The organism is uncultured Gemella sp., assembly GCF_963537375.1.
In the GTDB taxonomy this organism is placed as follows: domain Bacteria; phylum Bacillota; class Bacilli; order Staphylococcales; family Gemellaceae; genus Gemella.
This window is the reverse complement of sequence record NZ_CAUTDQ010000002.1, coordinates 23,108-49,062: the sequence shown is the minus strand read 5'-3', so window position 1 is coordinate 49,062 and position 25,955 is coordinate 23,108. Positions and strand designations below refer to the sequence as shown.

The window sequence follows — 25,955 nt, the reverse complement described above, 5'->3', positions numbered from 1 at the left end:
GAATAAGTATTTTAGATTGAATTATAAAAAATATCTTAAAAAGTTCTTGACATAATTTGATGGAAAATGTATAATAAATATTGTTGTTAAATATGGCGGCTGTGGCGAAGTGGTTAACGCATCGGATTGTGGTTCCGACATTCGGGGGTTCGATTCCCCTCAGCCGCCCCATTAAAATTAAATACAGTAAGGCGGCTTAGCCAAGTGGTAAGGCACGGGTCTGCAAAACCTTGATCACCGGTTCAAATCCGGTAGCCGCCTCCAATTTAAATCATCTTTTCAAAGGTGTTTTTTTTATGCCTAAATTACGGGTTTTATTATATTATTTATTATATATTATTCAAATATTTGAAAATTTATTAGTAATTACCGAACATTTTTTCTTTAAAGAGTAAAATTTCTGTTGAATTTTACTGTTATTTCAATTTAAAGGTAGATATATTGATTTTTTTGTGATAAAATTATATCAAATTCATAAAATGTACCGAGGAGGAAATAATATGAAGAAAATATTATTGGCGTTATTTAGTTTTATTTTTGTCTTCTCTATCGTAGGATGTTCTACTAAAACTGAGACGAAAAAGGAAGAGAAAGTTATTAAGATGGGATTTGTTCCTCTAAAAAATAGTGAGAAGTTAGTAGAAGATCTTAAGCCGATTTCTGATTATCTATCTGAAAGATTAGGGGTAAAAGTAGAAGCATTTACGGCTAGTAACTATATTGGTGTAGTTGAAGGTTTAGGTAGTGGAAGTGTTGATTTTGGTATCATCCCTCCGTTTTCATCGCTACTTGCTCAGAAACAAAGTAATGCAAAACCGATTTTAACTTCTAAAGGGAAAACAGGGAAACCTGGTTATACTGCTGAACTATATGTAAGAAAAGACTCAGGTATTAAATCTCTTCAAGATGTTAAAGGTAAAAAAGTAGCATTTGTTGATCCTTCATCTTCTTCAGGATATATCTATCCGGGTGCTATGTTAGTAAATGCTGGACTGAACTTAGACAAAGACATTAGTTATCAATTCAGTGGTGGACATGATAAGAGCTTACAACTTCTTTTAAATAAAGATGTTGATGTAATTGCAACATTTGATGGTGTAGAAGATAGATATGCGAAAGATTTTCCACAAGCTAAAACTGATATTCAAAAATTAGCATCAAGTGATATGATTCCAGGTGTTATGGTAACAACTTCTAGCAAAATGGATAAAGAGCTTCAAGAAAAATTAGAGAAAGCCCTAAGAGATATTGAAAAAGATCCAAAAATGAAAGAAATGTTTACTAAAATGTTCAGTATCACAGGATTTACTGATGTGGATCAAGATGCATATAAAAAAGTTGAAGCTACAGCAAAAGTTATGAATGTAGATTTAGATAAAGTAAAATAATAGGAAGAACTTGGTACTACTCGTGCCAAGTTTTTTCGTTGTTGTAGATTTGATTTCTATAAATAAAACACTTGAGATTTTTTTCGTTTAATTTTATAATTAAATAATCAATCAGGAGTGTGAATGTAATGTACGCGTATATTAAAGGTAAAATTTCGGAAGTAAATCCGACTAATATAGTGGTAGATAACAATGGAATAGGTTATGAAGTTGTAGTAGCTAATCCATATGAATATCACTTAAATGAGGAAAGAACTGTTTTTATAAGTCAACAAGTTAGAGAAGATTCTAACGTTCTTTATGGTTTTTCAAATAAAGAACAAAAGAAAGTCTTTTTACTTTTATTAAAAGTTAAAGGTGTAGGACCGAAAAGTGCTTTAGCTATTTTAGCTGGAGGTACTAGTGAAGAAATAATTAGTGCAATTGAAAATCAAGATGCTGTTTATTTAACTAAGTTCCCTGGAATTGGGAAAAAATCAGCTCAACAAATTATTCTTGATTTACAAGGCAAGGTTGATTTTAGTATGACGAATATAAGCAGTGCACCAAAGGCTGTTAATAATTATCTAAGTGATGCAATCCTAGCTCTAGAAGCACTAGGATATAGTAAAAAAGAACTTACAAAAATTGAGAAGAAACTTTCTACTCATCAGTTTGACGGTGTAGATGAATATGTAAAACAAGGATTAAAACTATTGATGAATGTATAGTAGATGAAAGGAGGAAATTATGGACGACAGAATGGTATCGGCTAGTCAAAACTTTGGTGAAGAACGTGAAGAACAGTCTTTAAGACCAAAATTTTTAAGTCAGTACATAGGGCAAGAACAAATTAAGAGTAATTTGAAAATATTTATAGAAGCTGCGAAATTACGTGGTGAGGTGCTAGACCATTGTTTATTATATGGACCTCCAGGATTAGGTAAAACAACACTTGCAACAATTATAGCAAATGAAATGGAAGTAGGTATTAAGTATACTTCTGGACCTGCAATAGAAAAATCTGGGGATTTGGCAGCTATCTTAACTAGTCTTGAACCTGGTGATGTTCTTTTTATTGATGAAATTCACAGAATAAGTAGATCTATTGAAGAGATATTATATTCTGCTATGGAAGATTTCTATCTTGATATTGTTATAGGAAAAGGTGAAGAATCACGTAGTATTAGAATTGAGCTTCCTCCTTTTACGTTAGTAGGAGCAACAACAAGAGCTGGTGCTTTAACAGCCCCTCTTAGAGATAGATTCGGAGTGCATTGTCGTTTAGAGTTCTACACTATAAGCGAACTCCAAAATATCATAGAAAGAACTTCAGATATTTTCGAATGTGATATTGATGAAGAGAGTTCGTATGAAATTGCTATGAGATCTCGAGGTACACCTCGTATTGCAAATAGGTTGTTAAAACGTGTTAGGGACTTTGCACAAGTTAAGAATGATGGTGTAATAGCCAAAGATTTAGCGATAGAATCATTAGATTTGCTTCAAGTTGATGCTAAAGGACTTGATAATATTGATTATAAAATTTTAGAATGTCTAATTAAACGATATGATGGTCGTGCTGTTGGTTTAGAGACTATTGCTGTAACAATAGGAGAAGAAAGTATAACTATTGAAGATGTATATGAACCTTATTTAGTAAAAGAAGGATTCATTGAACGTACTCCAAGAGGACGTCGTGCAACACCTAAAGCATATCAACATTTAGGGATCAGTTATAAAGGTGAATAGAAAGAAACATGAGTTTACGAAAGCATACTGTAACAGGTTATGATAATGAAACTCGTGTTTTTTATTGATAATATCTTTTAATTAATAATGATATTAATTGTAAAAAATTAAAAAGTATATTAAACTTGTTTAGTAAATTATTAGAAATTTTAGAAGGATTGAATTCGTATGATCGATAGTAAACAATTTATAAACACAAGACATAAAAATCAAAAGATTAATTATGATAATGTTTTAAAAGAACTTATAAAAGAGTGGGAAAAAACTAATTTTAGACCAAAAATTCTTATTCACTCTTGTTGTGCACCTTGTAGTACTTATGTACTTGAGTATTTATCAGAAATCAGTGACATAACTATATTTTTCTCAAATTCAAATATTCATCCGAAAGAAGAATATATTAAACGTATGCTTGTACAAAAAGATTTTGTTGAAGAGTTTAATAAAAGAAATGATAAGAAAATTAAATTCTTAGCTGATGAGTATGCTCCGAGTAAATTTATTAGTGCGGTAAAAGGACATGAAGAAGATCGTGAGGGTGGAGATAGATGTCATATTTGTTATGAAATGCGTTTAGATTCATCAGCTCAAAAAGCAGAGGAGTTAGGATATGATTATTTTGCATCTGCATTAACTCTAAGTCCTAAGAAAAATGCAACTGTAATTAATGAAGCTGGATATGTTCTTCAGGAGCAAGTATCAATTTATTATTTACCTTCAGATTTCAAAAAAAATAATGGATATAAGAGATCTGTAGAAATGTGTAATGATTATAATATTTATAGACAATGTTATTGTGGATGTGTCTTTGCAGCAAAAGATCAAGGGATTGATTTTAAAGAAGTAAACAAAAATGCTCGTGAGTTTAATAGGAATCATGAAGATTATGAAAAATTTAAATCAATTATTAAGCTTGGTGGAGAGTTAGTATAGTAAAATTGTTATATAGTTTACAATATAACAATAAATATATAATGATTTTAAATTATTTCAGCATAATATAATATAAAAAAGTATCGTTGCTTCTCTTGTAATTGATACTTTTTTAGTATATTTGACAATTTTTCTAATTTTATCATTGAAAATCTGTTTTCATATTTTTTCATTAGTTTTAATGTAATTGGTTACTATAGGAAAAGAAATGGTTTTCTTTGTTATAGAATACATATGATATTTAAGGGTGAATGAGTACAAAATACTTGTAAATATTGCTTTCATATGTTATTATTTGAATGTAAATATTTTTTTAAATAAAAAGGAGACATAACTATGTTACAAAAAGAATTTAAAGTAATCGACGAAACAGGAATCCACGCTAGACCAGCTACTTTATTAGTACAAGCTGCTTCTAAATTCCAATCAAACATCGAATTAGAATTCAACGGACGTAAAGTTAACTTAAAATCAATCATGGGTGTTATGAGTCTTGGAGTTGGAAAAGACGCTGATATCGTAATTTACGCTGATGGAGCTGACGAAGCAGAAGCATTAGCAGCTTTAGAAGAAACAATGAAGAAAGAGGGATTAGCATAAAATGTTACAACTAAAAGGTATTGCAGCTTCTCAAGGGATATCTTTTGCTAAAGCATACATTTTTGTTGAGCCTGATTTAACAGTTAAAGAAGTTAAAGTTCAAGACGTTGATGCTGAAGTTAAACGTTTTGAAGATGCTATTGAAATTTCTAAAAAAGAATTAACTATTATTAAAGATAAAGCTCACGAAAATTTAGGTGCTGATAAAGCAGCGATTTTTGAAGCTCACTTATTAATTTTAGAAGACCCAGAATTCATGGGAACTGTTAAAACTGATATTCAATCAAAAGAAATTAATGCTGAATATGCATTAAAAGAAACTTCAGACATGTTCGTTTCTATGTTTGAAGCAATGGATAATGACTACATGAAAGAACGTGCTGCTGATATTCGTGACGTTTCTAAACGTATTTTAGCACACTTACTAGGTGTAGATTTACCAAACCCAAGTTTAATCGATGAAGAAGTAATCGTTATTGCTGAAGACTTAACTCCATCTGATACTGCTCAACTTAATAAACAATTTGTTAAAGGATTTGCAACTAACATCGGTGGACGTACTTCTCACTCAGCTATCATGGCAAGATCATTAGAAATTCCTGCAGTAGTAGGAACTAGTACAATTACTGAAGAAGTTAAGAATGGAGATATCTTAATTCTTGACGGATTAGAAGGTGTTGTATACGTAAATCCAGATGAAGCTACTACAGCTGAATTAAAAGAAAAACACGCTAAATTTGAAGCGCAAAAAGCCGAATGGGCTAAGTTAGTAACAGAAAAATCTGTAACTCAAGATGGACATGAAGTTCTTTTAGCTGCAAACATTGGTACACCTGCTGACTTAGAAGGTGTAAATAACAATGGTGGGGAAGCTGTTGGTTTATACCGTACAGAGTTCTTATACATGGGACGTGATCAACTACCTACTGAAGATGAGCAATTCGAGGCTTATAAAGCTGTATTAGAAGGAATGGGTGACAAACCTGTTGTTGTTCGTACTTTAGATATCGGTGGAGATAAAGAATTACCATACTTAGATTTACCAAAAGAAATGAACCCATTCTTAGGGTTTAGAGCTATTCGTCTTTGCCTAGAAGAAAAAGACTTATTCAGAACTCAACTTAGAGCATTATTACGTGCTTCAGTTTACGGTAAACTTTGTGTAATGTTCCCAATGATCGCTACAGTTCAAGAATTTAGAGCTGCTAAAGCTTTATTCTTAGAAGAAAAAGAAAAATTAGTAGCTGAAGGTGTTGCAGTAAGTAACGATATCGAATTAGGTATCATGGTTGAAATTCCATCAACTGCTGTTATCGCTGATATCTTCGCTAAAGAAGTTGACTTCTTCTCAATCGGTACTAATGACCTTGTTCAATACACAATGGCTGCAGACCGTATGAGTGAAAAAGTTTCATACTTATACCAACCATATAACCCAGCAATTTTACGTCTTGTGAAAAATGTTATTGAAGCATCTCACAAAGAAGGTAAATGGACTGGAATGTGTGGAGAAATGGCTGGAGATAGCTTAGCTATTCCATTACTATTAGGTATGGGACTAGATGAATTCTCAATGTCAGCTACTTCAATTCTTCAAGCACGTAGCCAAATCAAAAACTTATCATTAGAAAAAATGAAAGAGTTAGTTGATAAAGCTATTATGTGTTCAACAACTGAAGAAGTATTAGCATTAGTAGAAGAATATACAAAATAATGTAATATAATAAAGGTTTTTGGTTATGCCAAGAACCTTTTTATATTTATTCATCAGTTGATCAACAATTTATTTTAAATAATTAATATTTAAATTTAGAGCGTAATGTATTTTTAATATTATAGATTTTTCAATGAAAATTGCTTTATTAGTTGACATTATAGTATATTTATATTATCATTTTAAATATAAAATTTTTCAAAAACGATGATTAAGACGGTATATTGGATGTTTTTAACAGGGAGCAGCTACGTGACTGAAAGAGTTGTACTAACTGAGAATATATTTTCAGCTTATGAGTAATTGTATAAGTAGACTATGAGTACAATCGGTTGGTACCCGTTAAAAACCATATTAAGGAAGCGAATTGCTTTAAAATACGGGTGGTACCACGATATATTCGTCCCTTGAGACTTAGTCTCGAGGGGCTTTTTATTTTGGATAAATAATAGAACTTATACCTATGTCTTTATATTAAATTTTTAAGGAGGAACTTATGACTTTAGAGAATATAAGAAAAGAATATTTAGAATTAATTAAAACAATTAAAGATGAAAAAAAACTTTATGACCTAAGAGTTAAATTTTTAGGAAAAAAAGGTGCATTAACAGAAGTTATGAAAGGTGCACGTGATTTATCACCAGAAGAAAGACCAACTTTTGGAAAACTTGTTAATGAAGTGAAAACGTTCATTAACGATAGCTTAGAAGCCAAAAAAGTTGAACTAGCTAAAGTTGCATTAGAGTTAAAATTGGCTAGCGAAGAAATTGATGTGACTCTTCCTAGTAAAAAAGTACAATTAGGTGGATTAAATCCATTAAATAAAATTATTGAGGAAATTGAAGAAATCTTTATTTCAATGGGATATTCTGTTGCAGAAGGTCCAGAGGTTGAAACTGACAAGTTTAACTTTGAAATGTTAAATTTACCAAAAGATCACCCAGCTCGTGATATGCAAGATTCATTTTATATTACAAATGAACTGTTAATGAGAACACAAACTTCACCTGTTCAAGCTCGTGAAATGTTAAAAGCTAATGGTGAAGGACCAATCAAGATTATTTGTCCTGGTAAAGTATTCCGTCGTGATAATGATGATGCTACACACTCTCACCAATTTACACAAATTGAAGGATTAGTAGTAGATAAAAATATCACATTTAGTGATCTAAAAGGAACTTTAGAACACTTTATAAAAGCTGTATTCGGAGAAAATAAAAAAATCCGTCTACGTCCAAGTTTCTTCCCATTTACTGAACCATCTGTAGAGGTTGATGTATCTTGGGGTAACGAGGATGATGAAGAAAACATTAAGTGGCTTGAAATTTTAGGAGCAGGTATGGTACACCCTAATGTTCTTAAAATGGCTGGTTTTGATCCAGAGGTTTATACTGGATTTGCCTTTGGTATGGGACCAGAGCGTGTAGCGATGTTGAAATATGGTATTAGCGATATTAGAAGTTTCTATACAAATGACGTAAGATTCTTACAACAATTCAATAGTGATAGAAATGATTAATAGGAGGTAGTAATGTTAGTAAGTTATAATTGGTTAAAACAATATACAAATGTTGAAGATAATGCTAATGCATTAGCTGAAAAAATCACTCGTGGTGGTATTGAAGTTGAAGGTGTTGAATATTTAGCAGAAGAAATTTCTGGTGTAGTAGTTGGATATGTTGTATCTAAAGAAAAACACCCAGATGCTGAAAAATTAAACGTATGTCAAGTTAACGTTGGTGAAGAAGAAAACTTACAAATTGTTTGTGGTGCACCAAATGTTGATGCAGGACAATATGTAATTGTTGCTAAAGTTGGAGCAAAATTACCAGGTATTAAAATTAAAAAAGCTAAACTTCGTGGTGTAGAATCACAAGGTATGATTTGTTCGTTAGGTGAATTAGGATTAAGTAAAAGTGTTGTTCCTAAAAACTATCAAGAAGGAATCTATGTTTTTGAAACTGAACAAGAGCTTGGTTCTGATGTTGTTGAAGTATTAGGGTTAAATGACTATATCTTAGATCTTTCAATTACTCCAAACAGAGCTGATGCACTTAGTATGCGTGGTCTTACTTATGAATTAGGTGCTTTATATAATAATAAAGTTGATTTTAAAGATGTTGAAAAAGAAGAAAACTATGAAGCAACTTCATTACAAGTTTCTATTGAAAGTGATTCTTGTAGAAACTATGTAGGTCAAGTTGTTAAAAATGTAGAGGTTAAAGATTCTCCATTATGGTTACAAACAAGACTTATGAATTCTGGTATTCGTCCAATCAACAACATCGTAGATATTACAAACTATGTACTTTTAGAATTTGGTCAACCAATGCATGCTTTCGATAAAGATTTAGTAGGAGATAAAATTGTAGTTCGTGACGCTAAAGAAGATGAAGTTCTTGAAACTCTTGATGGAGAAGAGAGAAAATTACAAACAACAGACTTAGTAATTACAGATGGAACTCGTGCTATTGCTCTTGGTGGAGTAATGGGTGGTAAAAATTCAGAAGTAAGTGAAGAAACTAAAAATATTATTTTAGAATCTGCTTATTTCAATCCTACATCAGTACGTCGTACTTCAGCGGCTCTTGGTTTAAGAAGTGATTCTTCTGCAAGATTCGAAAAAGGAATTGATCCTAATATGCAAAAAGCAGCTCTTGCTCGTGCAGTAGAATTAATTTTAGAATTATGTCCAGAGGCAGTGGTTGAAAGTTCTGTTGGAATAGTTAAAAAAGAAGAAGAGAAAGTTGTAGAAATTACTACATCTTACATCAATAACTATCTTGGAATTACATTATCAACAGAAGAAATAGTGGCTATTTTAGAAGGATTAAGTTTTACAGTAGAAGTTTCAGGAGAAAACTTAGTTGTTAAAGTTCCAACAAGAAGACCAGATATATCAATTAAACAAGATTTAGTAGAAGAAGTTATTAGAATTTACGGATACGATAATTTAGCATCAACATTACCGAAATTCTCTAAAACTACTAAAGGCGGCTTAACTTATTCTCAAAGAATGGTACGTGATTTACGTGGAGTATATGCTAGCTTAGGATTTAATGATACTATTAATTACTCATTAGTATCTGAAGAAGAAGCAACTCAATATACTTTAGAAGATCACCATAAAGTAAGATTATTAATGCCTATGACTGAAACTCACTCGACTTTACGTCAAAGTTTAGTTCCGGGATTATTAAACACAGTTCAATACAATGTAGCTAGAAAACAAAAAGACCTTAAATTATTAGAAATTGGTCGTGTGTTCTTCGGAAGTGGGGATGATAATATTCAACCTAAAGAAACATTATATTTAAGTGCTGCTCTAACTGGGGAAGAAAGAGCAACTAAATGGCTTAAAGAAAGCAGTACTCTAGATTTCTTCGCAGCTAAAGGATACCTAGAAGTTGTATTTGAACGTTTAGGATTAGAAGAAAAAGTTACATACAAAAAATCTACTCTTGAAGGAATGCACCCAGGACGTTTTGCTGAAGTATACTTAGGAGAAAAACGTATTGGTTTCATCGGAGAGGTTCATCCACAAGTTGCAGATAAACTTGGTCTAAATACTACTTATGTATTTGAAATTAATTTAGATGAAGTGATTTCAGAAAGTAAAGTTAAACCTAAATATGAGGAAGTAACGAAATATCCTGAAATTACACGTGATATAGCTATGTTAGTTGATGTTAAAGATGAATATCAAAATATTTATAATGTAATCGAATCTGTAAATAGTAAGCTTATTACTAATGTAGAACTATTCGATTTATATGCTGGTGCTGAATTATTAGCAGGTAAAAAATCATTAGCTCTAACTATTACTTATAGCGATAAACAAAAAACTTTAACAGATGAAGAAGTAACAGCGGTTCATGAAAAAGTACTTGCTGCACTTACAGCGTACGGAGCAATTATTAGGTAGGTAGTCTATGATTACACAAATAATATTATTTTGCATTTTAGCATATGTAATTGGTTCTATACCATTTGCATTAATCGTAGGAAAAGTATTTTATAATACTGATATTAGAACATTAGGAAGTGGAAACTTAGGTACAACAAATACCTTCAGATGTCTTGGTAAGAAGGCTGGAGTAACGGTGTTTATCTGTGATGTTTCTAAGGGGGTAGTAGCGACATTTCTTCCAACTTTGCTGCTTGGTAGAGTTGATTATCTATCAATATTTGGAGCTTTTGCAATGATAGGGCATGTGTTTCCTATCTTTGCAAACTTCAAAGGTGGGAAAGCGGTAGCTACAGGATCAGGAGTGTTTATCTTCCTTTATCCAATGTTAAGTTTATTATTATTAGCTATATTCTTTTCAACACTATTTTTAACTGGTTATGTTTCATTAGGAAGTATTCTAATAAGCTTAACAGCAATAGGTTATCTTGGTTTCTTTGAAGCTGGTATTGATAAATGGGTTATGATGGTTATGTGTGTATTTGTAATTTATATGCATAAAAAGAATATAAAAAGATTATTAAACGGGACAGAAAATCAATCGAAATTAAAAATAAAAAGGGGAACAAAGAATGACAAAAATCATTAGTGGGACTGAACTTGCAAAGAAATTGCGAGGAGAAATTAAAGAGGAAGCAACTGCTTTAAGAGAAAGAGGTGTTGAACCAACACTTGCGGTTGTGTTAGTCGGAGATAATAAAGCGTCAAGAAGTTATGTTAATTCTAAACATAAAGCTTGTATAGAAAATAATATTAATTCAATAAAAATAGAATTACCTGAGGAAATTTCTACTGATGATTTATTAACTGAAATTGAAAAATTAAATAAAGATGAAAAAGTTCATGGAATTTTAGTGCAATTACCATTACCAAAACATATTGATGCTGAAAAAGTATTAAATGCTGTAAGTCCGGATAAAGATGTTGATGGATTTCATCCAATTAATGTAGGTAAGTTAGTAATTGGAGAAGCTAAACTTATTCCATGTACTCCACTTGGGATTTTAGAGATGATTAAATCAACTGGAGAAGAAATCTCTGGGAAACTTGCATTAGTAATAGGTAGAAGTAATATTGTTGGTAAACCAATTTCAACTTTACTTTTACAAAATAATGCGACTGTAATAACAGCTCACTCTAGAACTAAAGATTTAGAATCTTTAATTGAACAAGCGGACATTATTGTTAGCTGTGTTGGAGCTGCGCATTTCTTAAGTGGAAAAGAAAAAGTAAAACCAACATGTACTATTATCGATGTAGGAAATAATTATAAAGATGGTAAGTTAGTTGGAGATGTAAATCTAGATGAATTTATTGATAAGGTTGCTTATATTTCTCCTGTTCCAGGAGGAGTAGGACCTTTAACAATCACAATGTTAATGAGAAATACATTAACTGCCGCTTACGATTTACTAGCTAAATAATTTCAACAATATATAGTACTTTTTGAGATTATATTTAATTGAAATGTTTATGAAATAATGATACAATAATATATTGAACAAGAATGCATTGTTTTTATAGATATATAGACTTATATATTATACTATGTTATAATTTATAAAATGTAGAATAGTAAAGAAATTTATGTGGGAGGTTTGTAATTAGATGATAAGATTTTTGAAAAATGTTGTTGCCGAAATGCATAAAGTAAGTTGGCCAACATTTAGTGAACTTGTTAGAAAAACATTGATTGTTATTGTTGTAGTTGGAATATTAATGTTATTTAGCTACGTAGTTGATTTAGGAATAACTGCTGGAATTAGACGTTTTAGTAGATAAGAGAGGTTATTATGAGTGATACAGTAAGTAAAGAATGGTATGTAATTCATACTTATTCTGGTTATGAAAACAAAGTTAAAGATAATATTGAAAAAAGGGTTGAGTCTCTTGGAATGGAAGATAAGATTTTTAGAATCGTTGTTCCAGAAGAAAAAGAAACTATCTTAACTCCAACTGGAAAGAAAAAAGAAGTAAATAGAAAAACATTCCCAGGTTATGTACTTGTTGAATTAGTAATGACTGATGATTCTTGGTTTGTTGTTAGAAATACTCCTGGTGTAACTGGATTTGTTGGATCTCATGGTGGAGGTTCAAAACCTAGTCCATTATTACCAGAAGAAATCAACTTTATTTTACAACAAATGGGATTATCAAATGTTGTTGATATTGATATTGAGGTTGGTGATTATGTTCGCGTAATCTCTGGACCATTCGTAGACATGGAAGGTAAAGTTGTAAACTTAGATCTTCATAATTATAAAGCTGACGTTATGATTGAACTTATGGGTAGAGAGACTAAGGTTGAGCTTGAACTTTATAATATCGAAAAATTCTAAGAAAGGAAAAGCTATCTTTAAGGTAGTCGGATAGAATGTGGAAAAGATTGCAATAATTATGGATTCAACTGCATATTTATCAGAAGATTTGAAAAAAGAACTGGATATTCGTACGGTTTATTTAAATCTTATTATTGATAATAATTCATATAAAGAAGTTATTGATATGCCACTTGATAAATATCATGAATACTTAAAAGATCCTAACAATAGCTTCCCTACAACATCACAACCAGCGATTGGGGAAGTTGTAGCTTGCTTAGAAAAATTAAAAGAAGAAGGATATACTGATGTAATTGCTATTGCACTATCAAGTGGAATAAGTGGAACATATTCATCATATTCTGTAGCTGGATTAATGATTGATGGATTAAATGTACATCCTTTCGATTCTGAAGTTTCTTGTAGACCAGAAGGATATTATGCGATTAAGGCAGCAAAACTAATTAAAGAAGGTAAAACTTCTAGTGAAATCATTTCAGCTTTAAATGAGATGAAAAAAGTATCTGATGCATACTTTATGGCAGATGATTTATCTCACCTTCAACGTAGTGGTCGTTTAAGTGGAGCTCAAGCAGTAGTAGGAAGTTTACTTCAAGTAAAACCATTACTACATTTTGATGATAAGGTGATAGTACCTTTCCAAAAAATTCGTACATATAAAAAAGTTGTATCAAGAATGTATGAATTATTTGATGAATATTATAAACAACATGAAGGAGAATACATCACTGTATGTGTTCTGCACGTTGATGCATTAGACAAAGCTGAAGAAATTAAAAAATATGTCGAAGAAAATTATTCGAATGTAACTGTAGATATAGATGGAATAAGTCCAGTTATCTCTACACACCTTGGATTAGGAGCAGTTGCAATTGGATGGACAATTTTATAATAAAAATTTTAAGAGGTGAAAAAAATGGTTCAAACTATGGCGCATACTTGCTACCGTGTAGCAGATTTAAAAGAATCAGTTAAATTTTATACTGAAGCATTTGACTTTGAAGTAAGTCGTGAAAGAGACTTTCCTGAATATAAGTTCACGTTAGTATATCTAACATTACCTGGATCAAACTATGAGTTAGAATTAACTTATAACTATGATCACGGTGCATATGAACTTGGAGATGGATATGGTCACATTGCTATCTCTGTTGAAGACTTAGAAGCATTATACGAAAAACACAAGGCTGCTGGATACGATGTAACAGATCTTAAAGGTCTTCCAGGATTCCCGCCAAGCTACTACTTCATTAAAGATCCAGATGGATACAAAATTGAAGTAATTCGTACTAAAATGTAGTTATCATTTGATTTTTTAAAAATCATATGATATAATGTACTTACATTGAAATAAATTACCGAAAGGGTGGTGAATTTTGAAAGGTTCTCCGCTCTTTTATATTGCAATAAAAACTAAGAAAGAGGTATGCTGTATGAGTATTGTAGAAAAAGTTAAAACTATAGCAACAAAACAAACAGAAAATACGGAATTTTCTCTTTATGATGTTGAATACGTAAAAGAAGGAACTGAGTACTTCTTACGCATTTACTTCGATAAAGATGGTGGATTATCACTTGATGATTGTGTATTATTAAGTGAAAAGTTAGCAGAAGAGCTAGATAAAGAAGATTTCATCAGTGATAAGTATTATCTAGAAGTTTCTTCTCCAGGTATAGAAAGAGATCTTAGAAATCTTGAAGAAGTAACTAATTCTGTAGGTAAACACGTTTATATTAAAACATATGAAAAAATTGATAATCAAAAAGAGTTTTATGGTGATATACTAGCTGTTGAGGGTGAAGAAATTACTGTTGAATATAAAGATAAAGCAAGAGTGAAAAAATCAACGATTAACTATAGTAAAATCGCTAAAATTAGATTAGCTGTTAAATTTTAATTATTAAAGGAGAAAGAAAGATGAGCAAGGATTTGCTTAAAGCTATTAAATTAATTGAACAAGAAAAAGGAATCGCAGAAGATATTCTAGTAGAAGCTATTGAATTAGCTTTATTATCAGCTTATAAAAAGAATTTCAATGCTGCAAAAAACGTAAGAGTAGATTTCAACAGAGCAACTGGTGATTATAAATTTATTATTAGAAAAGATGTTGTTGAAGAAGTTTACGATGATAGAATTGAGTTTGCACTTGAAGATGCATTGAAAATTAATCCTGCATATGAAGTTGGGGATATTTACGAAGTAGTTGATTTACCAAGTGACTTTGGTCGTGTTGGTGCGCAAGCTGCGAAACAAGCTTTATTACAAAGACTTCGTGAAGCTGAAAAAGAAATTTTATATAAAGAATATATTGAACATGAAGGTGAAATTTTATCTGGAACTGTAGATAGAATTGACTCAAGATATGTTTATGTTAAACTTGGAAAAATTGAAGCTATTTTAGGTGAAAATGAAAGAGTTAAAGGTGAAACATACATTCCTCAAACTCCTATTAAAGTTTACATCGCAAAAGTTGATAACCCAAGTCGCGGAAGCAAGCCACACGTATTAGCTTCTAGATCACATCCTGAATTCATCAGAAGATTGTTCGAAATCGAAGTTCCTGAAATTTATAGTGGAACAGTAGAAATTAAGAGTGTATCTCGTGAAGCAGGGGAAAGAACTAAATTAGCTGTTTATGCTGAAGATAAAAACATCGATCCTGTAGGAGCATGTGTAGGTAATAAAGGTGATCGTGTTAACCGTATCGTTGAAGAACTAAACGGTGAAAAAATTGATATTATTACTTGGGATGCTGATCCAGTTAAATTTATTACTAATGCCTTAGCACCAGCAAAAGTTGAAGAAATTACTATTGATGAAGAAGAAAAAATCGCTAATGTTAAAGTGAAAGATGATCAACTTTCTCTAGCAATTGGTAAAAAAGGTCAAAACGTTCGACTTGCTGCTAAATTAACTGGTTGGAAAATCGATATAAAAGCTGTTGAATAGTGAGGTGTTGACTGTGAAAAAAAGAAAAATACCAACAAGAAAATGTATTTTAACAAATGAGATGTTCCCGAAGAAAGATTTATTACGAATCGTTAAAAATAAAGAAGGAGAAATCTCTGTTGACCCTACAGGTAAACAAGCTGGTCGTGGTGCGTATGTCGTTTCTGATTTAGAAGTTATTAAAGCTGCTCAAGAAAAGAAACAATTAGAGAAGTTTTTCTCTGCATCACCAGAAGTTATGGAACCTATCTATAACGAAGTAATTAGATTAATTTATAGAAAGTCAATTCCACAAAAATAATGATAAAAGCATATAATTTATTAGGTTTAATGCAAAGAGCAGGTAAACTTATTACAGGTGAAGATTTAATCACAAAAAATTTAAAAAATAATAAAATCAAATTGTTAGTTATTGCTGAAGATTGCGGTGTGAATACTAAAAAGAAATTAACAGACAAGGCTAATTTCTACAATGTTCAATGTATCGAATTTTCAACGATTGAAAATATAAGCATAGCGATTGGAAGAGATAATCGTGTTGCTGTAGGAATAACTGATGATGGTTTTAAAAAAAAATTCAAACAATTATTAGAAGAAGGAGGAAAACAGTAATGAAAAAAGTCAGAATTTATGAGTACGCTAAAGAAGTAGGAAAACAATCAAAAGACCTTATTACAGTTTTAAAAGATGCTAATATTGAAGTATCTAATCACATGTCAATGTTAACAGAAGAGGGGTTGGCTAAGCTAGATAGTGTTTTCAAAAAACAAGAAAAAGCTACAGAAAATGAACAATCTTCAAATAATGAAGGTAAAAAAAATAAGAAGAAAAAAATAAAAAAAGAGAAAGTTAAAAAATCTCAAAAACAACAACCAGCTATTATTGAAGCACCATCAGAAGAAACTATCTCAGAAGATACTATTTTAGTTAAAGATGGAATGACTGTTGGTGAATTATCAGAAGTTCTAAATGTAGGTTCGACTGAACTTATTAAAAAATTATTTATGGAACTAAAAATTATGGCGAATATTAACCAGTCTCTTACTTTAGAGCAAATCGAGTTAATCGCTATGGATTATGGTAAAGAAATCCAAGAAGAAGTTGAGATTAATAAAGAAGACTTAGATCTTTACTTCGAAGTTGAAGATGCAGATAAAGATCTTAAAGAACGTGCTCCAATCGTTACAATTATGGGACACGTTGACCACGGTAAAACAACATTACTAGATACTATCAGAAATTCACGTGTTACAGCCGGTGAAGCAGGTGGTATCACACAACACATTGGTGCTTATCAAGTACGTGCTAAAGATAAGAAGATTACTTTCTTAGATACACCAGGTCACGCAGCCTTCACAACAATGCGTGCACGTGGAGCTAAAATTACGGACGTAACTATCTTAGTAGTAGCAGCAGACGATGGTGTAATGCCTCAAACTATTGAAGCTATTAACCACGCTAAAGCAGCTGATGTACCTATTATTGTTGCGGTAAACAAAATGGATAAACCTCAAGCAAACCCAGATAGAGTTATGAATGAATTAGTAGAATATGGGCTAATCTCAGAAGAATGGGGTGGAGATACAATCTTCGTACCAATCTCAGCTCTTAAAGGTGAAGGTATTGATGAATTATTAGAAAATATCTTATTAGTAACTGAAATGCAAGAATTAAAAGCTAATCCGAATCGTTTAGCTTTAGGTACAGTTATCGAAGCGAAGCTTGATAAAGGTCGTGGAGCAGTAGCAACATTACTAGTACAAAATGGTAGCTTAAATGTTGGAGATCCTTTAGTAGTTGGTAACACGTTCGGACGTGTTCGTGCTATGATTAATGACCGTAGTAAAAATATCCAAACTGCTAAACCATCTACTCCTGTAGAGATTACTGGGTTACAAGATGTTCCTAATGCTGGAGATCGTTTCGTAGTATTTGGAGATGAAAAAACAGCTCGTCAAATCGGTGAAAAACGTCAACAACAATATATTGAAACTACTCGTCAAGCTAACTCAGCTGTATCATTAGATACATTATTCGAGCAAATGAAACAAGGTGAAATGAAAGACCTTAACATTATTATTAAAGCAGACGTTCAAGGTTCAGTTGAAGCATTAGCTATGTCATTAGCTAAAATTGATGTTGAAGGTGTTAATGTACGTATCATCCACACTGGTGTTGGTGCGATTAACGAATCTGATATTACTTTAGCAGTAGCATCAAACGCTGTAGTAATTGGATTTAACGTACGTCCTGATAATAATGCTAAACAAATGGCTCAAACAGAGCAAGTAGATATTCGTCTTCACAGTATTATCTACAAAGTTATTGAAGAAATTGAAGCTGCAATGACAGGATTATTAGATCCAGAATTCGTAGAAAAAGTTATCGGACTTGCAGAAGTACGTCAAGTATACAAAGTATCAAAAATTGGTACAATTGCTGGTGCTTACGTTACTGAAGGTAAAGTATCACGTGATGGTAAAGTACGTGTAATTCGTGATAGTGTAGTAATTTACGAAGGTGAAATTGATACATTAAGAAGATTTAAAGATGATGTTAAAGAAGTACAAAGCGGTTATGAATGTGGTATGACTGTAGAAAACTTCAATGATATTAAAGAAGGAGATGTCTTCGAAGTATACATCATGGAAGAAGTTAAAAAATAGGAGGCAAACTTTATGTCAGAACTAAGAGTTAACAGACTTGCAGAACAAATTAAAAAAGAAATTACTTATGTCTTAGCTACAAAAGTAAAAAATCATGATTTAGGATTTGTTACTGTAACAGAAGTTGCTTTAACAGGAGATTATTCTCAAGCAAAAGTATTTTACACTGTTTTAGGTGGAGAACGTGAAAAAGAAAAAACAAAAGAAGCGTTTAAAAAAATTAAAGGTTTCGTAAAAAGTGAAGTTGCTAAAAAAATTAAAATTAGAAAATTTCCTGAACTTATTTTCCAATATGACACTACAGCTGAATATGCGTTACACATTGAAAGCTTAATAGCTAGTGTTAGTAAAAAGGAAAAAGACGAAGAATAATTAAATTAGAGGAGCGACTCGTTAAATATAGTTTATAAGAATTGTATTTACTGGGTCGCCCCAGTATAGTTGATTGGTTATGAATATGAGGATTTATAAGTTTCAACTATATTAAGTGAGCAAACTTTGAATCATTTACTTGTATTCAAGGTATTTAGTAAAATAGTATTTAAAGGAGAAAAGAATGTTACAAGTAACGAATTTAGGTTTACGTTTTGCAGATAGAAAATTATTTGAAGATGTAAATATAAAATTTACAAATGGTAACTGCTACGGGTTAATCGGAGCAAATGGAGCAGGTAAAACAACATTTTTAAAATTATTGTCTGGTGAAATTGATTCACAACAAGGGCACGTTTCTTTAGGAAAAGGTGAACGTCTTGCTGTACTTCGTCAAAACCACTTCGCATATGAAGAGAATAGAGTTATCGATGTTGTAATGATGGGACATGAGCGTCTTTGGGATGTAATGAACCGTAAAAATGAAATTTACATGAAAGATCCATTTACTGAAGAAGATGGAATCATCGCAGCTGAACTTGAAGGTGAGTTTGCTGAAATGGATGGATGGACTGCAGAAAGTGATGCGGCTCAACTTCTTGAAGGTTTAGGAATTTCTGTAGAGTTTCACGATATGTTAATGGGAGAGTTAGATAATGCTATTAAGGTTAAAGTTCTTTTAGCGCAAGCATTATTCGGTAATCCAGATGTACTTTTACTGGATGAGCCTACTAACGGTCTTGATATTAGTGCAATTAAGTGGTTAGAAGAGTTCTTAATTAACTTTGAGAATACTGTTATCGTAGTCAGCCACGACCGTCACTTCTTAAATAACATCTGTACACACATTTGCGATTTAGACTTTGGTAAAATTCAACTTTATGTTGGTAACTATGACTTCTGGTATCAATCTAGTCAACTTGCTAGAAGAATGGCAGAAGATAATAACAAGAAAAAAGAAGAAAAAATTAAAGAATTACAAGAATTCATCGCACGATTCTCTGCGAATGCTTCTAAATCTAAACAAGCAACAAGTAGAAAGAAAATGCTTGATAAAATTACTCTTGATGATATTAAACCAAGTAGCCGTCGTTATCCATACGTTCGTTTCACACCAGATCGTGAAATCGGAAATGACTTACTTATCGTTGAAGGTGTAAGCAAAACTGTAGAAGGTAAAGAAGTATTAAGTAATGTAAGTTTCACTGTAAACCCTAATGATAAAGTTATTTTATTAGGAGATGAAGTTGCTAAAACTACATTACTAAAAATTCTTGCTGGTGAAATGGAACCTGATAGTGGAACAGTTAAATGGGGTATTACAACTTCTAGAAGTTATATGCCAAAAGATAATTCTGAATACTTTGAAGGATTAAAACTTTCATTAGTAGAATGGCTTCGTCAATATGCTTCTCCTGAAGAGGAAAGTGAAGCATACTTACGTTCATTCTTAGGAAGAATGTTATTCTCCGGTGAAGAGGCACTTAAACGTGCACACGTATTATCAGGGGGAGAAAAAATGCGTTGTATGTTATCTAAGATGATGTTATCAAAAGCAAACGTAATTCTATTAGATGAACCTACAAACCACCTTGACTTAGAATCTATTACAGCTGTCAATGAAGGTATTATTGCTTTCAAAGGTTCTGTATTCTTTACATCTCATGACTATGAGTTTATTCAAACAATTGCGAATAGAGTAATTGAATTAACACCTGAAGGTGCAATTAACAAAGAGATGGATTACGAAAACTACCTAAGATTCAAAGGTATAATAGACTAATAAAAAATAAGGAGATATACTACATTAGTATATCTCCTTTAATAATATTATTAAAAATTAATTTTTTCAAAAACTTGTTTAGTTACTTCACTGAAAGCTGCTACTTCTTCTTTACAGAATCTATTGAATTCAATAGAATCAATATCTAGTAAAGCTACTACTTTATCATTTTGAATAATAGGCACTACTAGTTCACTGTTTGTTGCACTATCGCATGCAATATGACCTGGAAATTTATGAACATCCTCAACGTATGTAGTTTCACGAGTAGTGAAGCAGTGTCCGCAAACTCCTTTGTTAAATGGTATGCGAGTACATGCTACTTTACCTTGAAATGGCCCAAGAACTAGATTGTTATTTTTTTCATCTAATAAGTAAAATCCAACCCAGTTTGTATTCGGTAAATATTCTTTATACAATGCTGAAAGATTTGATAGATTTGTTACTAGGTTTTCTTCACCATAAACTAATGCCGCTGCTTGTTCGATAAATAATTGTTTATTTTCTACTATATTCATAATATACCTCTTTTAAAAACTTTAGTATATTTTCGCATAAATATGAAAAAAAATAAAGTGATAAGAATAGTATACTTATAATAAAAATTTTTATATTGTTTAAAAATGAAGACTATTATAGGAAATTAGTAGATGTCAAAAAATTTGTTAACAATACTTAGAGATTTTATTAATAAGAAAAATTGAAAAAGATTTAAAAAAATTACTGAAACGCTTTGTTTTTTGTGATAAAAATGGTATAATTTTGTTAGGTTATTGTATTAATAAACGTAAACAATTAAATAAAACATTCAGGGGGAAGATATATGACATATATATTTTTATTTGTGTGTATCCTTGTTCTTGGAGGAGTAGTAGCTCTATTCGTCTTTAGAAATAGGAAAAAACAAGATTTATACCCTCTTTTAGTTATGAAAGATGAGCTAGAGAGAGAAACACTATCTGATGATTTGAAAAAGGTAAAAGCACTGGAAATTGCTGGTAAAGCTGAAAAACTTTATTCTCAATGGGAAAGTGAATGGTACGAAATTCAAAGCATAGATATTGAAGAACTTGACAGAGATCTTTATAGTGCTGAAACTTATATTGATAAATTTAATTTCAAACGTGCTGATGAAGTAATTATGAATAGTGGTGAACTAATTGCTAATATTAAAGATAGAATTGCTGGAATTAGAAGAGAAATTAAAGAATTAACAGAAGTTGAACCTAGAAATAGAGAACTATATGAAGAAATCGTAGTTGAGTACAAAGAGCTTAATAGAGAACTATTAGCTAAACGTCATCAATACGGGGCTGCAGCAGAACAATTTGAACAAAGTATCAAAGAAATTGCACCACAGCTTGATGATTTCAAACTTTTAACATCAACTGGTAAATACCTTGAGGCTCAAGAAAAGATTAATTCTGTTAAAGAATTAATAGATGATCTTAAAGAAAGAATGGAAGTTTTACCTGACCTGTTAAAAGAAATTGAAAAAACTTGTCCAGCTCAAATTCAGTCATTAAGACTAAAAGTTGAGGAAATGGAGAAAAAAGGATTTAAACTTAATCACTTAGAAATCTCAAGTAAAATTGAAAGTAGTGTATGGCAACTTAGCGATGCACGTGAAAAAGTTAAATCTGGTGATATAGATTTAATAGAAAATATTCTTGATGGTATTTATGATGTTATCGATGAAGTTTCTAATGATCTTAAAAAAGAACTTGATTATAAAAAATACATTGAAGAAAATTATAGAGAAATCACAAATAAACTTGAATTACAAGATAAACTAAATGAAGCTCTATATAATAATATTCAAGAAATCAAAAATAGATATCAAATCTATCAAAAAGATGAAGAAATGGTTGCTAACTACTATGATGAACTTAGTGATTTACTTGATGTTAAACATGATATAGATGTATATATCAATAATCAACCAAAATTAAACTATAAAGACTTGAAAGAGAAAGTAGAACTATTAGGTCAAGGATTAGAAAAAATCGAAGAAGATCAAACAAACTACTCTAGATATCTAACAAGTCTTCGTGAAGAAGAAGGTCACGCTCGTGAAAAACTTATCTTCATCAATCAAGAAAAAGAAGTTATTAAACGTAAATTGGATAATTCACGTGTTCCAGGATTTAGTGATAGATTCATCGTTTTATATAAAGATGTAACTGATAGTTATAGATATGCATTAGAGGAGCTTAAAAAAGAACCTATTAATATCGATTTATTAAAACGTGCAGTTGCTGAAGCTGAAGAATCACTTGATATTTACGCATCAGAAGTTAATAACATTCTTACTGATATCGAGTTAATCGAAAAACTAATTCGTTATGCAAATAGATACAGAAAAGATAATGTTGAATTCCACCAACAATTAACAGTTGCTGAACAATATTATAGGGAGTATCGTTACAACAAAACTTTAGAGATTATTAGAAATTCTCTAGATAAAGTTGAACCAGGTGCATACGAAAGAATTAGAAATTCAGTGAAACCTAGATAATAAAGAAGCCCTAGTTTTAGAAATGAAACTAGGGTATTTTTATGTGATAAAAGTATTTTAGAGGGATAATTAAAAAACGCTGTGACTATTTAATGTAATAGTTACAGCGATTTATTTGAATCATATTACTTTCTCTTAAGGTTATAGTATCCTAAACTAGCAAAGTAGAAGAGTGCTTCTATTGTTGCAATGAAGAATGTAGTAGGTAGGGAAGTATAGTAAGAAAGTGTAATCCCTGCCCAAGTCCCAATAAGTGCAAATGAAGTTGAGATAAAGATCATAAGTCCAACCTTATTGGTAAGATATCTAGCTGCGCTGGCTGGAACAGTTAGAAGAACAAACATTAATAATGCTCCTACTACTGGTACTGTAATACTTGTTGCAACTGAAAGTAAAACTAAGAAAAATATCGATATAAATTTTCCATTAAGTCCAAGTGCTTTTGCCCCAATTGCATCGAATGAATCGAATTTGATTTTTCTATAGAAGATAGAAAGTAGTAGTATTACAGCAAGTGCTAAACTAAATATTAATTTTACATCGTTTCTCGTAATTGAAACAACACTACCAAATAGTATATTGTTAACGTAACTTGTACTTTTTGGTGTTAGTGATAAGAATAATAATCCTAAACCTAAGAATATACCTAACATTACACTAACTGTTGCTTCTCGTCTAAATGCTTTTACACTTAAATGTCCTACAAGATAAGACATTGTAATAGTAAAAATTAATAATCCGTAAATTGGATTTATACCTAAGAAAACGGCAAATGCTGCTCCTGCGAAACCGACATGTGATAGAGTGTGAGAGATAAATGACATATTTCTAGCCATTACAAACACACCTATATATCCTGCCATTATTGCAACGATTGTACCGGCTATAAAGGCATTTTGCATAAAATCATAATTAAACATGGTTGTTATCTCCTACATAGTGTTTACAAAGTTTTAGTGTATTCTTCTCTTTGTTATAGTCCGCTATACTGATAAATTTGAAGCAACCTTCTTCTAGGTATAGTATTTTATCAACATATTTTTCATCTAAAAGTGAAAGTTCATGAGTTATACAAAGAGTAATAATGTTTTCTTTTTTTGTAATTTCTTTAACTAACGTCATACATTCAACTTCACTAGTTTTGTCTAGGTTAGATGTAAACTCATCAAGAAGTAGTAAGTTCGGTTTGTTTACTAATGCTTGAGCTAAGAAAACACGTTGTTTTTCACCACCTGAAAGAGTACCTATAGATTTATTTTCTAGTTTTATAGAATTTGTTAAAGACAATGCATTCTTTATACTTTCTTTTTCTTTTTTACTAAGCCATGGAAGAAATCCTTTTTGAATAGGTAGAGATACAAAGTCAGCAGCAGATAAAGGTAGTTCTTCATCAATTTGTCGAAACTGAGGGACATAACCAAGAGTTGGGTTTTCTCCTATAAGAATAATCTCATTAGCTTTATTTAATTTTTCAAGTATATTGTTTAATAATGTTGTTTTACCAACACCGTTTTTCCCAACAACAGCGACAACCTCTCCTGAAGATACAGAAAAAGAAATGTTGTCTAAAATTGTTTTATCTCCTATTGAATAAGTGAGATTTTTTATATTAAGTTCAGTCATAAAATCTCCTAAATTATTTAAATTTTTATTTGTTATATTTCGAATATAAAAAAGAAGAGATACGATTTAGAATCTCTTCTTTATATTATACTACATATTTATAATATGTGAAGACTAATTTTTAATCTTCTTATTAATGTTTATGTTCTTTTTCATGATCGTGGTCATGATCTTTGTCTTTATCTCCGTGAGAGTGGCCTTCATGAGAATGACCTTCGTGACCGTGGTCATGAGAGTGACCTTCATCAGCACCTTCAACATGATAAGCTTTTTCACCAGAACCACCATTTAAGATTTCTTCTAGTTTATTATATTGATCTAACATCCATTCGATATATGTTTTACCATCAGGTTGTGTTTCAGTTACATTAAGTACTGGTACTTTATTTTGTTCAGCTAAGCTAATTAAACCTTCGATTGTTTTGTTAGTAGTTTGAACATTGTTGATGATTAATGAAATTTGTTTAGATTTAATTTGTTCTTGAATAGCTTTTAAATCTTGTGGAGCAGGGTCATTACCTTCTTCAGTAGCTTGAGCTAATTTTTTTACTTGGTCACTAGTTTTGAATCCTAATGCATCTACTGCATATTCAAAAACTGGTTCAGTTGTTAATACTGATTTCCCATTTGCTTTTTCTTTTAATGAATTAATTTTATCAGTAATTTTAGAAAGTTCCTTTTTATAGTTATCTCTATTTTTTTCATAGAAATCTTTATTAGAAGAATCTTTTTCTGATAATACTTTAGTAAGTTCGTCAGCAACTTTACTCATTACTTCAGGATTATACCAAATGTGTTCATTATCTCCATCTTTAAGTCCTAGTAGTTTTGCACCATCAATTTTTTTAATGTCTTTACTATTTGCAGTAAGTTTTTCAAACCATGAATCATAACCGCCACCGTTTAAAATAGCAATGTTGGCATCAGCTACAGCTTTAGCATCTTGAGCTGTTGGTTCGAAATCATGAGGATCAACTGAAGTTGAAGTAATAATAGATGAAACTTCTGCTTTATCTCCTGCAATACTCTTAGCTACTTCTGCATAAAAGTTTACTGAAGTAACAATTTTAGTTTTACTTCCAGAGTTTGAAGCTCCGGAATTTGTTTTGCTTGAACATCCGACTAAAAGTAGTGCGAATGCAGCAACAATTGAAATTAGTTTAAAAAATTTATTCATTTGTAATATCCCTCCGTTATTCGTAATTATTACGTTCTAATAAATTATAATACTACTTACGAAAAAAATCAACCACTTAAACGAAATAATTTTGATTAATATGAAAATTTTAAATTAATTTTCATAAATCTTAAAAAGCAAAAATAAGAAAGAGTAGAAAAAATTTATATATATAGAAGATAAATATTGAT

General features: G+C 31.1%; 26 protein-coding genes and 2 tRNA genes. 24 read left to right on the top strand and 4 right to left on the bottom strand.

Features of this window, described 5'->3' with window-relative positions; genetic code table 11:
* Nucleotides 1–95: 95 nt before the first annotated feature.
* From RYK99_RS00890 to RYK99_RS00780, 23 genes are all read left to right on the top strand, one after another.
* Nucleotides 96–171 (top strand) — tRNA-His (locus tag RYK99_RS00890).
* A 19-nt stretch (nt 172–190) separates the two neighbouring features.
* Nucleotides 191–264 (top strand) — tRNA-Cys (locus tag RYK99_RS00885).
* A 236-nt stretch (nt 265–500) separates the two neighbouring features.
* Entirely contained in the window at nt 501–1,388 is an 888-nt protein-coding gene (locus tag RYK99_RS00880) for a phosphate/phosphite/phosphonate ABC transporter substrate-binding protein (protein ID WP_314989280.1), read from the top strand.
* Nucleotides 1,389–1,516: 128 nt separating this feature from the next.
* Entirely contained in the window at nt 1,517–2,098 is a 582-nt protein-coding gene (ruvA, locus tag RYK99_RS00875) for a Holliday junction branch migration protein RuvA (RefSeq protein ID WP_314989279.1), read from the top strand.
* Nucleotides 2,099–2,117: 19 nt separating this feature from the next.
* Nucleotides 2,118–3,119 (top strand): Holliday junction branch migration DNA helicase RuvB, encoded by a 1,002-nt coding sequence (gene ruvB / locus RYK99_RS00870; RefSeq protein ID WP_048801927.1) that lies wholly within the window; start codon nt 2,118–2,120, stop codon nt 3,117–3,119.
* Nucleotides 3,120–3,287: 168 nt separating this feature from the next.
* Nucleotides 3,288–4,052 (top strand): epoxyqueuosine reductase QueH, encoded by a 765-nt coding sequence (locus tag RYK99_RS00865; protein WP_204643292.1) that lies wholly within the window; start codon nt 3,288–3,290, stop codon nt 4,050–4,052.
* Between the two features lie 336 nt (nt 4,053–4,388).
* Entirely contained in the window at nt 4,389–4,652 is a 264-nt protein-coding gene (locus RYK99_RS00860; protein WP_003145399.1) for a phosphocarrier protein HPr, read from the top strand.
* A 1-nt stretch (nt 4,653) separates the two neighbouring features.
* The gene (ptsP, locus tag RYK99_RS00855; RefSeq protein ID WP_314989273.1) at nt 4,654–6,366 is read left to right on the top strand and encodes a phosphoenolpyruvate--protein phosphotransferase; all 1,713 of its coding nucleotides are present in this window, start codon (nt 4,654–4,656) and stop codon (nt 6,364–6,366) included.
* A gap of 496 nt (nt 6,367–6,862) precedes the next feature.
* Nucleotides 6,863–7,885, top strand: coding sequence for a phenylalanine--tRNA ligase subunit alpha (gene pheS, locus RYK99_RS00850; RefSeq protein WP_314989271.1), 1,023 nt, complete (start codon nt 6,863–6,865; stop codon nt 7,883–7,885).
* Nucleotides 7,886–7,897: 12 nt separating this feature from the next.
* Nucleotides 7,898–10,291, top strand: coding sequence for a phenylalanine--tRNA ligase subunit beta (gene pheT, locus RYK99_RS00845; RefSeq protein ID WP_314989269.1), 2,394 nt, complete (start codon nt 7,898–7,900; stop codon nt 10,289–10,291).
* A 7-nt stretch (nt 10,292–10,298) separates the two neighbouring features.
* A complete protein-coding gene (gene plsY, locus RYK99_RS00840) occupies nt 10,299–10,922 on the top strand; it encodes a glycerol-3-phosphate 1-O-acyltransferase PlsY (RefSeq protein ID WP_314989267.1) in 624 nt (207 codons plus the stop codon).
* A complete protein-coding gene (locus RYK99_RS00835; protein WP_314989265.1) occupies nt 10,906–11,757 on the top strand; it encodes a tetrahydrofolate dehydrogenase/cyclohydrolase catalytic domain-containing protein in 852 nt (283 codons plus the stop codon). The genes plsY and RYK99_RS00835 overlap by 17 nt, the downstream gene beginning before the upstream one ends.
* Before the next feature lie 184 nt (nt 11,758–11,941).
* A complete protein-coding gene (gene secE / locus RYK99_RS00830; protein ID WP_314989263.1) occupies nt 11,942–12,115 on the top strand; it encodes a preprotein translocase subunit SecE in 174 nt (57 codons plus the stop codon).
* 11 nt (nt 12,116–12,126) lie between these two features.
* Nucleotides 12,127–12,672 carry a transcription termination/antitermination protein NusG gene (nusG, locus tag RYK99_RS00825; RefSeq protein WP_003144927.1) on the top strand — a complete coding sequence of 182 codons (546 nt, stop codon included), beginning with the start codon at nt 12,127–12,129 and terminating at the stop codon, nt 12,670–12,672.
* 37 nt (nt 12,673–12,709) lie between these two features.
* Nucleotides 12,710–13,567 carry a DegV family protein gene (locus RYK99_RS00820; RefSeq protein ID WP_314989260.1) on the top strand — a complete coding sequence of 286 codons (858 nt, stop codon included), beginning with the start codon at nt 12,710–12,712 and terminating at the stop codon, nt 13,565–13,567.
* Nucleotides 13,568–13,591: 24 nt separating this feature from the next.
* Nucleotides 13,592–13,975 carry a VOC family protein gene (locus tag RYK99_RS00815; protein WP_271986935.1) on the top strand — a complete coding sequence of 128 codons (384 nt, stop codon included), beginning with the start codon at nt 13,592–13,594 and terminating at the stop codon, nt 13,973–13,975.
* 133 nt (nt 13,976–14,108) lie between these two features.
* Nucleotides 14,109–14,573 carry a ribosome maturation factor RimP gene (rimP, locus tag RYK99_RS00810; protein ID WP_003146167.1) on the top strand — a complete coding sequence of 155 codons (465 nt, stop codon included), beginning with the start codon at nt 14,109–14,111 and terminating at the stop codon, nt 14,571–14,573.
* Between the two features lie 20 nt (nt 14,574–14,593).
* Nucleotides 14,594–15,625 carry a transcription termination factor NusA gene (gene nusA, locus RYK99_RS00805; RefSeq protein ID WP_314989254.1) on the top strand — a complete coding sequence of 344 codons (1,032 nt, stop codon included), beginning with the start codon at nt 14,594–14,596 and terminating at the stop codon, nt 15,623–15,625.
* A 13-nt stretch (nt 15,626–15,638) separates the two neighbouring features.
* On the top strand, nt 15,639–15,926 hold the full coding sequence (rnpM, locus tag RYK99_RS00800; RefSeq protein ID WP_048801940.1) for an RNase P modulator RnpM: 288 nt from the start codon (nt 15,639–15,641) through the stop codon (nt 15,924–15,926).
* Entirely contained in the window at nt 15,926–16,237 is a 312-nt protein-coding gene (locus tag RYK99_RS00795; protein WP_314989252.1) for a ribosomal L7Ae/L30e/S12e/Gadd45 family protein, read from the top strand. The genes rnpM and RYK99_RS00795 overlap by 1 nt, the downstream gene beginning before the upstream one ends.
* A complete protein-coding gene (gene infB / locus RYK99_RS00790; RefSeq protein WP_314989250.1) occupies nt 16,237–18,291 on the top strand; it encodes a translation initiation factor IF-2 in 2,055 nt (684 codons plus the stop codon). Before RYK99_RS00795 ends, infB begins: the two co-directional genes overlap by 1 nt.
* A 12-nt stretch (nt 18,292–18,303) precedes the next feature.
* Nucleotides 18,304–18,663: a 30S ribosome-binding factor RbfA gene (gene rbfA, locus RYK99_RS00785; protein ID WP_048801943.1), complete on the top strand. Its 360-nt coding sequence runs from the start codon at nt 18,304–18,306 to the stop codon at nt 18,661–18,663.
* Between the two features lie 184 nt (nt 18,664–18,847).
* Nucleotides 18,848–20,446: an ABC-F family ATP-binding cassette domain-containing protein gene (locus tag RYK99_RS00780; protein WP_003146158.1), complete on the top strand. Its 1,599-nt coding sequence runs from the start codon at nt 18,848–18,850 to the stop codon at nt 20,444–20,446.
* A 50-nt stretch (nt 20,447–20,496) separates the two neighbouring features.
* Here RYK99_RS00780 and RYK99_RS00775 read toward each other — a convergent pair whose 3' ends face one another.
* The gene (locus tag RYK99_RS00775; RefSeq protein WP_314989246.1) at nt 20,497–20,964 is read right to left on the bottom strand and encodes a GAF domain-containing protein; all 468 of its coding nucleotides are present in this window, start codon (nt 20,962–20,964) and stop codon (nt 20,497–20,499) included.
* Between the two features lie 305 nt (nt 20,965–21,269).
* Here RYK99_RS00775 and RYK99_RS00770 point away from each other — a divergent pair, with 305 nt between their 5' ends.
* Nucleotides 21,270–22,964, top strand: a complete 1,695-nt coding sequence (locus RYK99_RS00770; RefSeq protein ID WP_314989244.1) for a septation ring formation regulator EzrA — start codon at nt 21,270–21,272, stop codon at nt 22,962–22,964.
* A gap of 125 nt (nt 22,965–23,089) precedes the next feature.
* Here RYK99_RS00770 and RYK99_RS00765 read toward each other — a convergent pair whose 3' ends face one another.
* The 3 genes from RYK99_RS00765 to RYK99_RS00755 form a co-directional block, all read right to left on the bottom strand.
* A complete protein-coding gene (locus RYK99_RS00765; protein ID WP_314989242.1) occupies nt 23,090–23,884 on the bottom strand; it encodes a metal ABC transporter permease in 795 nt (264 codons plus the stop codon).
* A complete protein-coding gene (locus RYK99_RS00760) occupies nt 23,877–24,587 on the bottom strand; it encodes an ATP-binding cassette domain-containing protein (RefSeq protein WP_314989240.1) in 711 nt (236 codons plus the stop codon). Before RYK99_RS00760 ends, RYK99_RS00765 begins: the two co-directional genes overlap by 8 nt.
* A 133-nt stretch (nt 24,588–24,720) precedes the next feature.
* Nucleotides 24,721–25,764 carry a metal ABC transporter solute-binding protein, Zn/Mn family gene (locus tag RYK99_RS00755; protein WP_271966347.1) on the bottom strand — a complete coding sequence of 348 codons (1,044 nt, stop codon included), beginning with the start codon at nt 25,762–25,764 and terminating at the stop codon, nt 24,721–24,723.
* Nucleotides 25,765–25,955 lie beyond the last annotated feature (191 nt).

Bases quoted from the DNA above. Each gene is read 5' to 3' on its own strand.
- RYK99_RS00795 (WP_314989252.1), top strand. From the start codon at position 15,926: ATGATAAAAGCATATAATTTATTAGGTTTAATGCAAAGAGCAGGTAAA.
- RYK99_RS00775 (WP_314989246.1), bottom strand. From the start codon at position 20,964: ATGAATATAGTAGAAAATAAACAATTATTTATCGAACAAGCAGCGGCA.
- plsY (WP_314989267.1), top strand. From the start codon at position 10,299: ATGATTACACAAATAATATTATTTTGCATTTTAGCATATGTAATTGGT.
- RYK99_RS00755 (WP_271966347.1), bottom strand. From the start codon at position 25,764: ATGAATAAATTTTTTAAACTAATTTCAATTGTTGCTGCATTCGCACTA.
- RYK99_RS00765 (WP_314989242.1), bottom strand. From the start codon at position 23,884: ATGTTTAATTATGATTTTATGCAAAATGCCTTTATAGCCGGTACAATC.
- infB (WP_314989250.1), top strand. From the start codon at position 16,237: ATGAAAAAAGTCAGAATTTATGAGTACGCTAAAGAAGTAGGAAAACAA.
- RYK99_RS00815 (WP_271986935.1), top strand. From the start codon at position 13,592: ATGGTTCAAACTATGGCGCATACTTGCTACCGTGTAGCAGATTTAAAA.
- ptsP (WP_314989273.1), top strand. From the start codon at position 4,654: ATGTTACAACTAAAAGGTATTGCAGCTTCTCAAGGGATATCTTTTGCT.
- RYK99_RS00780 (WP_003146158.1), top strand. From the start codon at position 18,848: ATGTTACAAGTAACGAATTTAGGTTTACGTTTTGCAGATAGAAAATTA.
- RYK99_RS00770 (WP_314989244.1), top strand. From the start codon at position 21,270: ATGACATATATATTTTTATTTGTGTGTATCCTTGTTCTTGGAGGAGTA.
- rbfA (WP_048801943.1), top strand. From the start codon at position 18,304: ATGTCAGAACTAAGAGTTAACAGACTTGCAGAACAAATTAAAAAAGAA.
- secE (WP_314989263.1), top strand. From the start codon at position 11,942: ATGATAAGATTTTTGAAAAATGTTGTTGCCGAAATGCATAAAGTAAGT.
- pheT (WP_314989269.1), top strand. From the start codon at position 7,898: ATGTTAGTAAGTTATAATTGGTTAAAACAATATACAAATGTTGAAGAT.
- RYK99_RS00760 (WP_314989240.1), bottom strand. From the start codon at position 24,587: ATGACTGAACTTAATATAAAAAATCTCACTTATTCAATAGGAGATAAA.
- pheS (WP_314989271.1), top strand. From the start codon at position 6,863: ATGACTTTAGAGAATATAAGAAAAGAATATTTAGAATTAATTAAAACA.
- RYK99_RS00835 (WP_314989265.1), top strand. From the start codon at position 10,906: ATGACAAAAATCATTAGTGGGACTGAACTTGCAAAGAAATTGCGAGGA.
- ruvB (WP_048801927.1), top strand. From the start codon at position 2,118: ATGGACGACAGAATGGTATCGGCTAGTCAAAACTTTGGTGAAGAACGT.
- RYK99_RS00865 (WP_204643292.1), top strand. From the start codon at position 3,288: ATGATCGATAGTAAACAATTTATAAACACAAGACATAAAAATCAAAAG.
- nusA (WP_314989254.1), top strand. From the start codon at position 14,594: ATGAGCAAGGATTTGCTTAAAGCTATTAAATTAATTGAACAAGAAAAA.
- ruvA (WP_314989279.1), top strand. From the start codon at position 1,517: ATGTACGCGTATATTAAAGGTAAAATTTCGGAAGTAAATCCGACTAAT.
- RYK99_RS00880 (WP_314989280.1), top strand. From the start codon at position 501: ATGAAGAAAATATTATTGGCGTTATTTAGTTTTATTTTTGTCTTCTCT.
- RYK99_RS00860 (WP_003145399.1), top strand. From the start codon at position 4,389: ATGTTACAAAAAGAATTTAAAGTAATCGACGAAACAGGAATCCACGCT.
- nusG (WP_003144927.1), top strand. From the start codon at position 12,127: ATGAGTGATACAGTAAGTAAAGAATGGTATGTAATTCATACTTATTCT.
- rimP (WP_003146167.1), top strand. From the start codon at position 14,109: ATGAGTATTGTAGAAAAAGTTAAAACTATAGCAACAAAACAAACAGAA.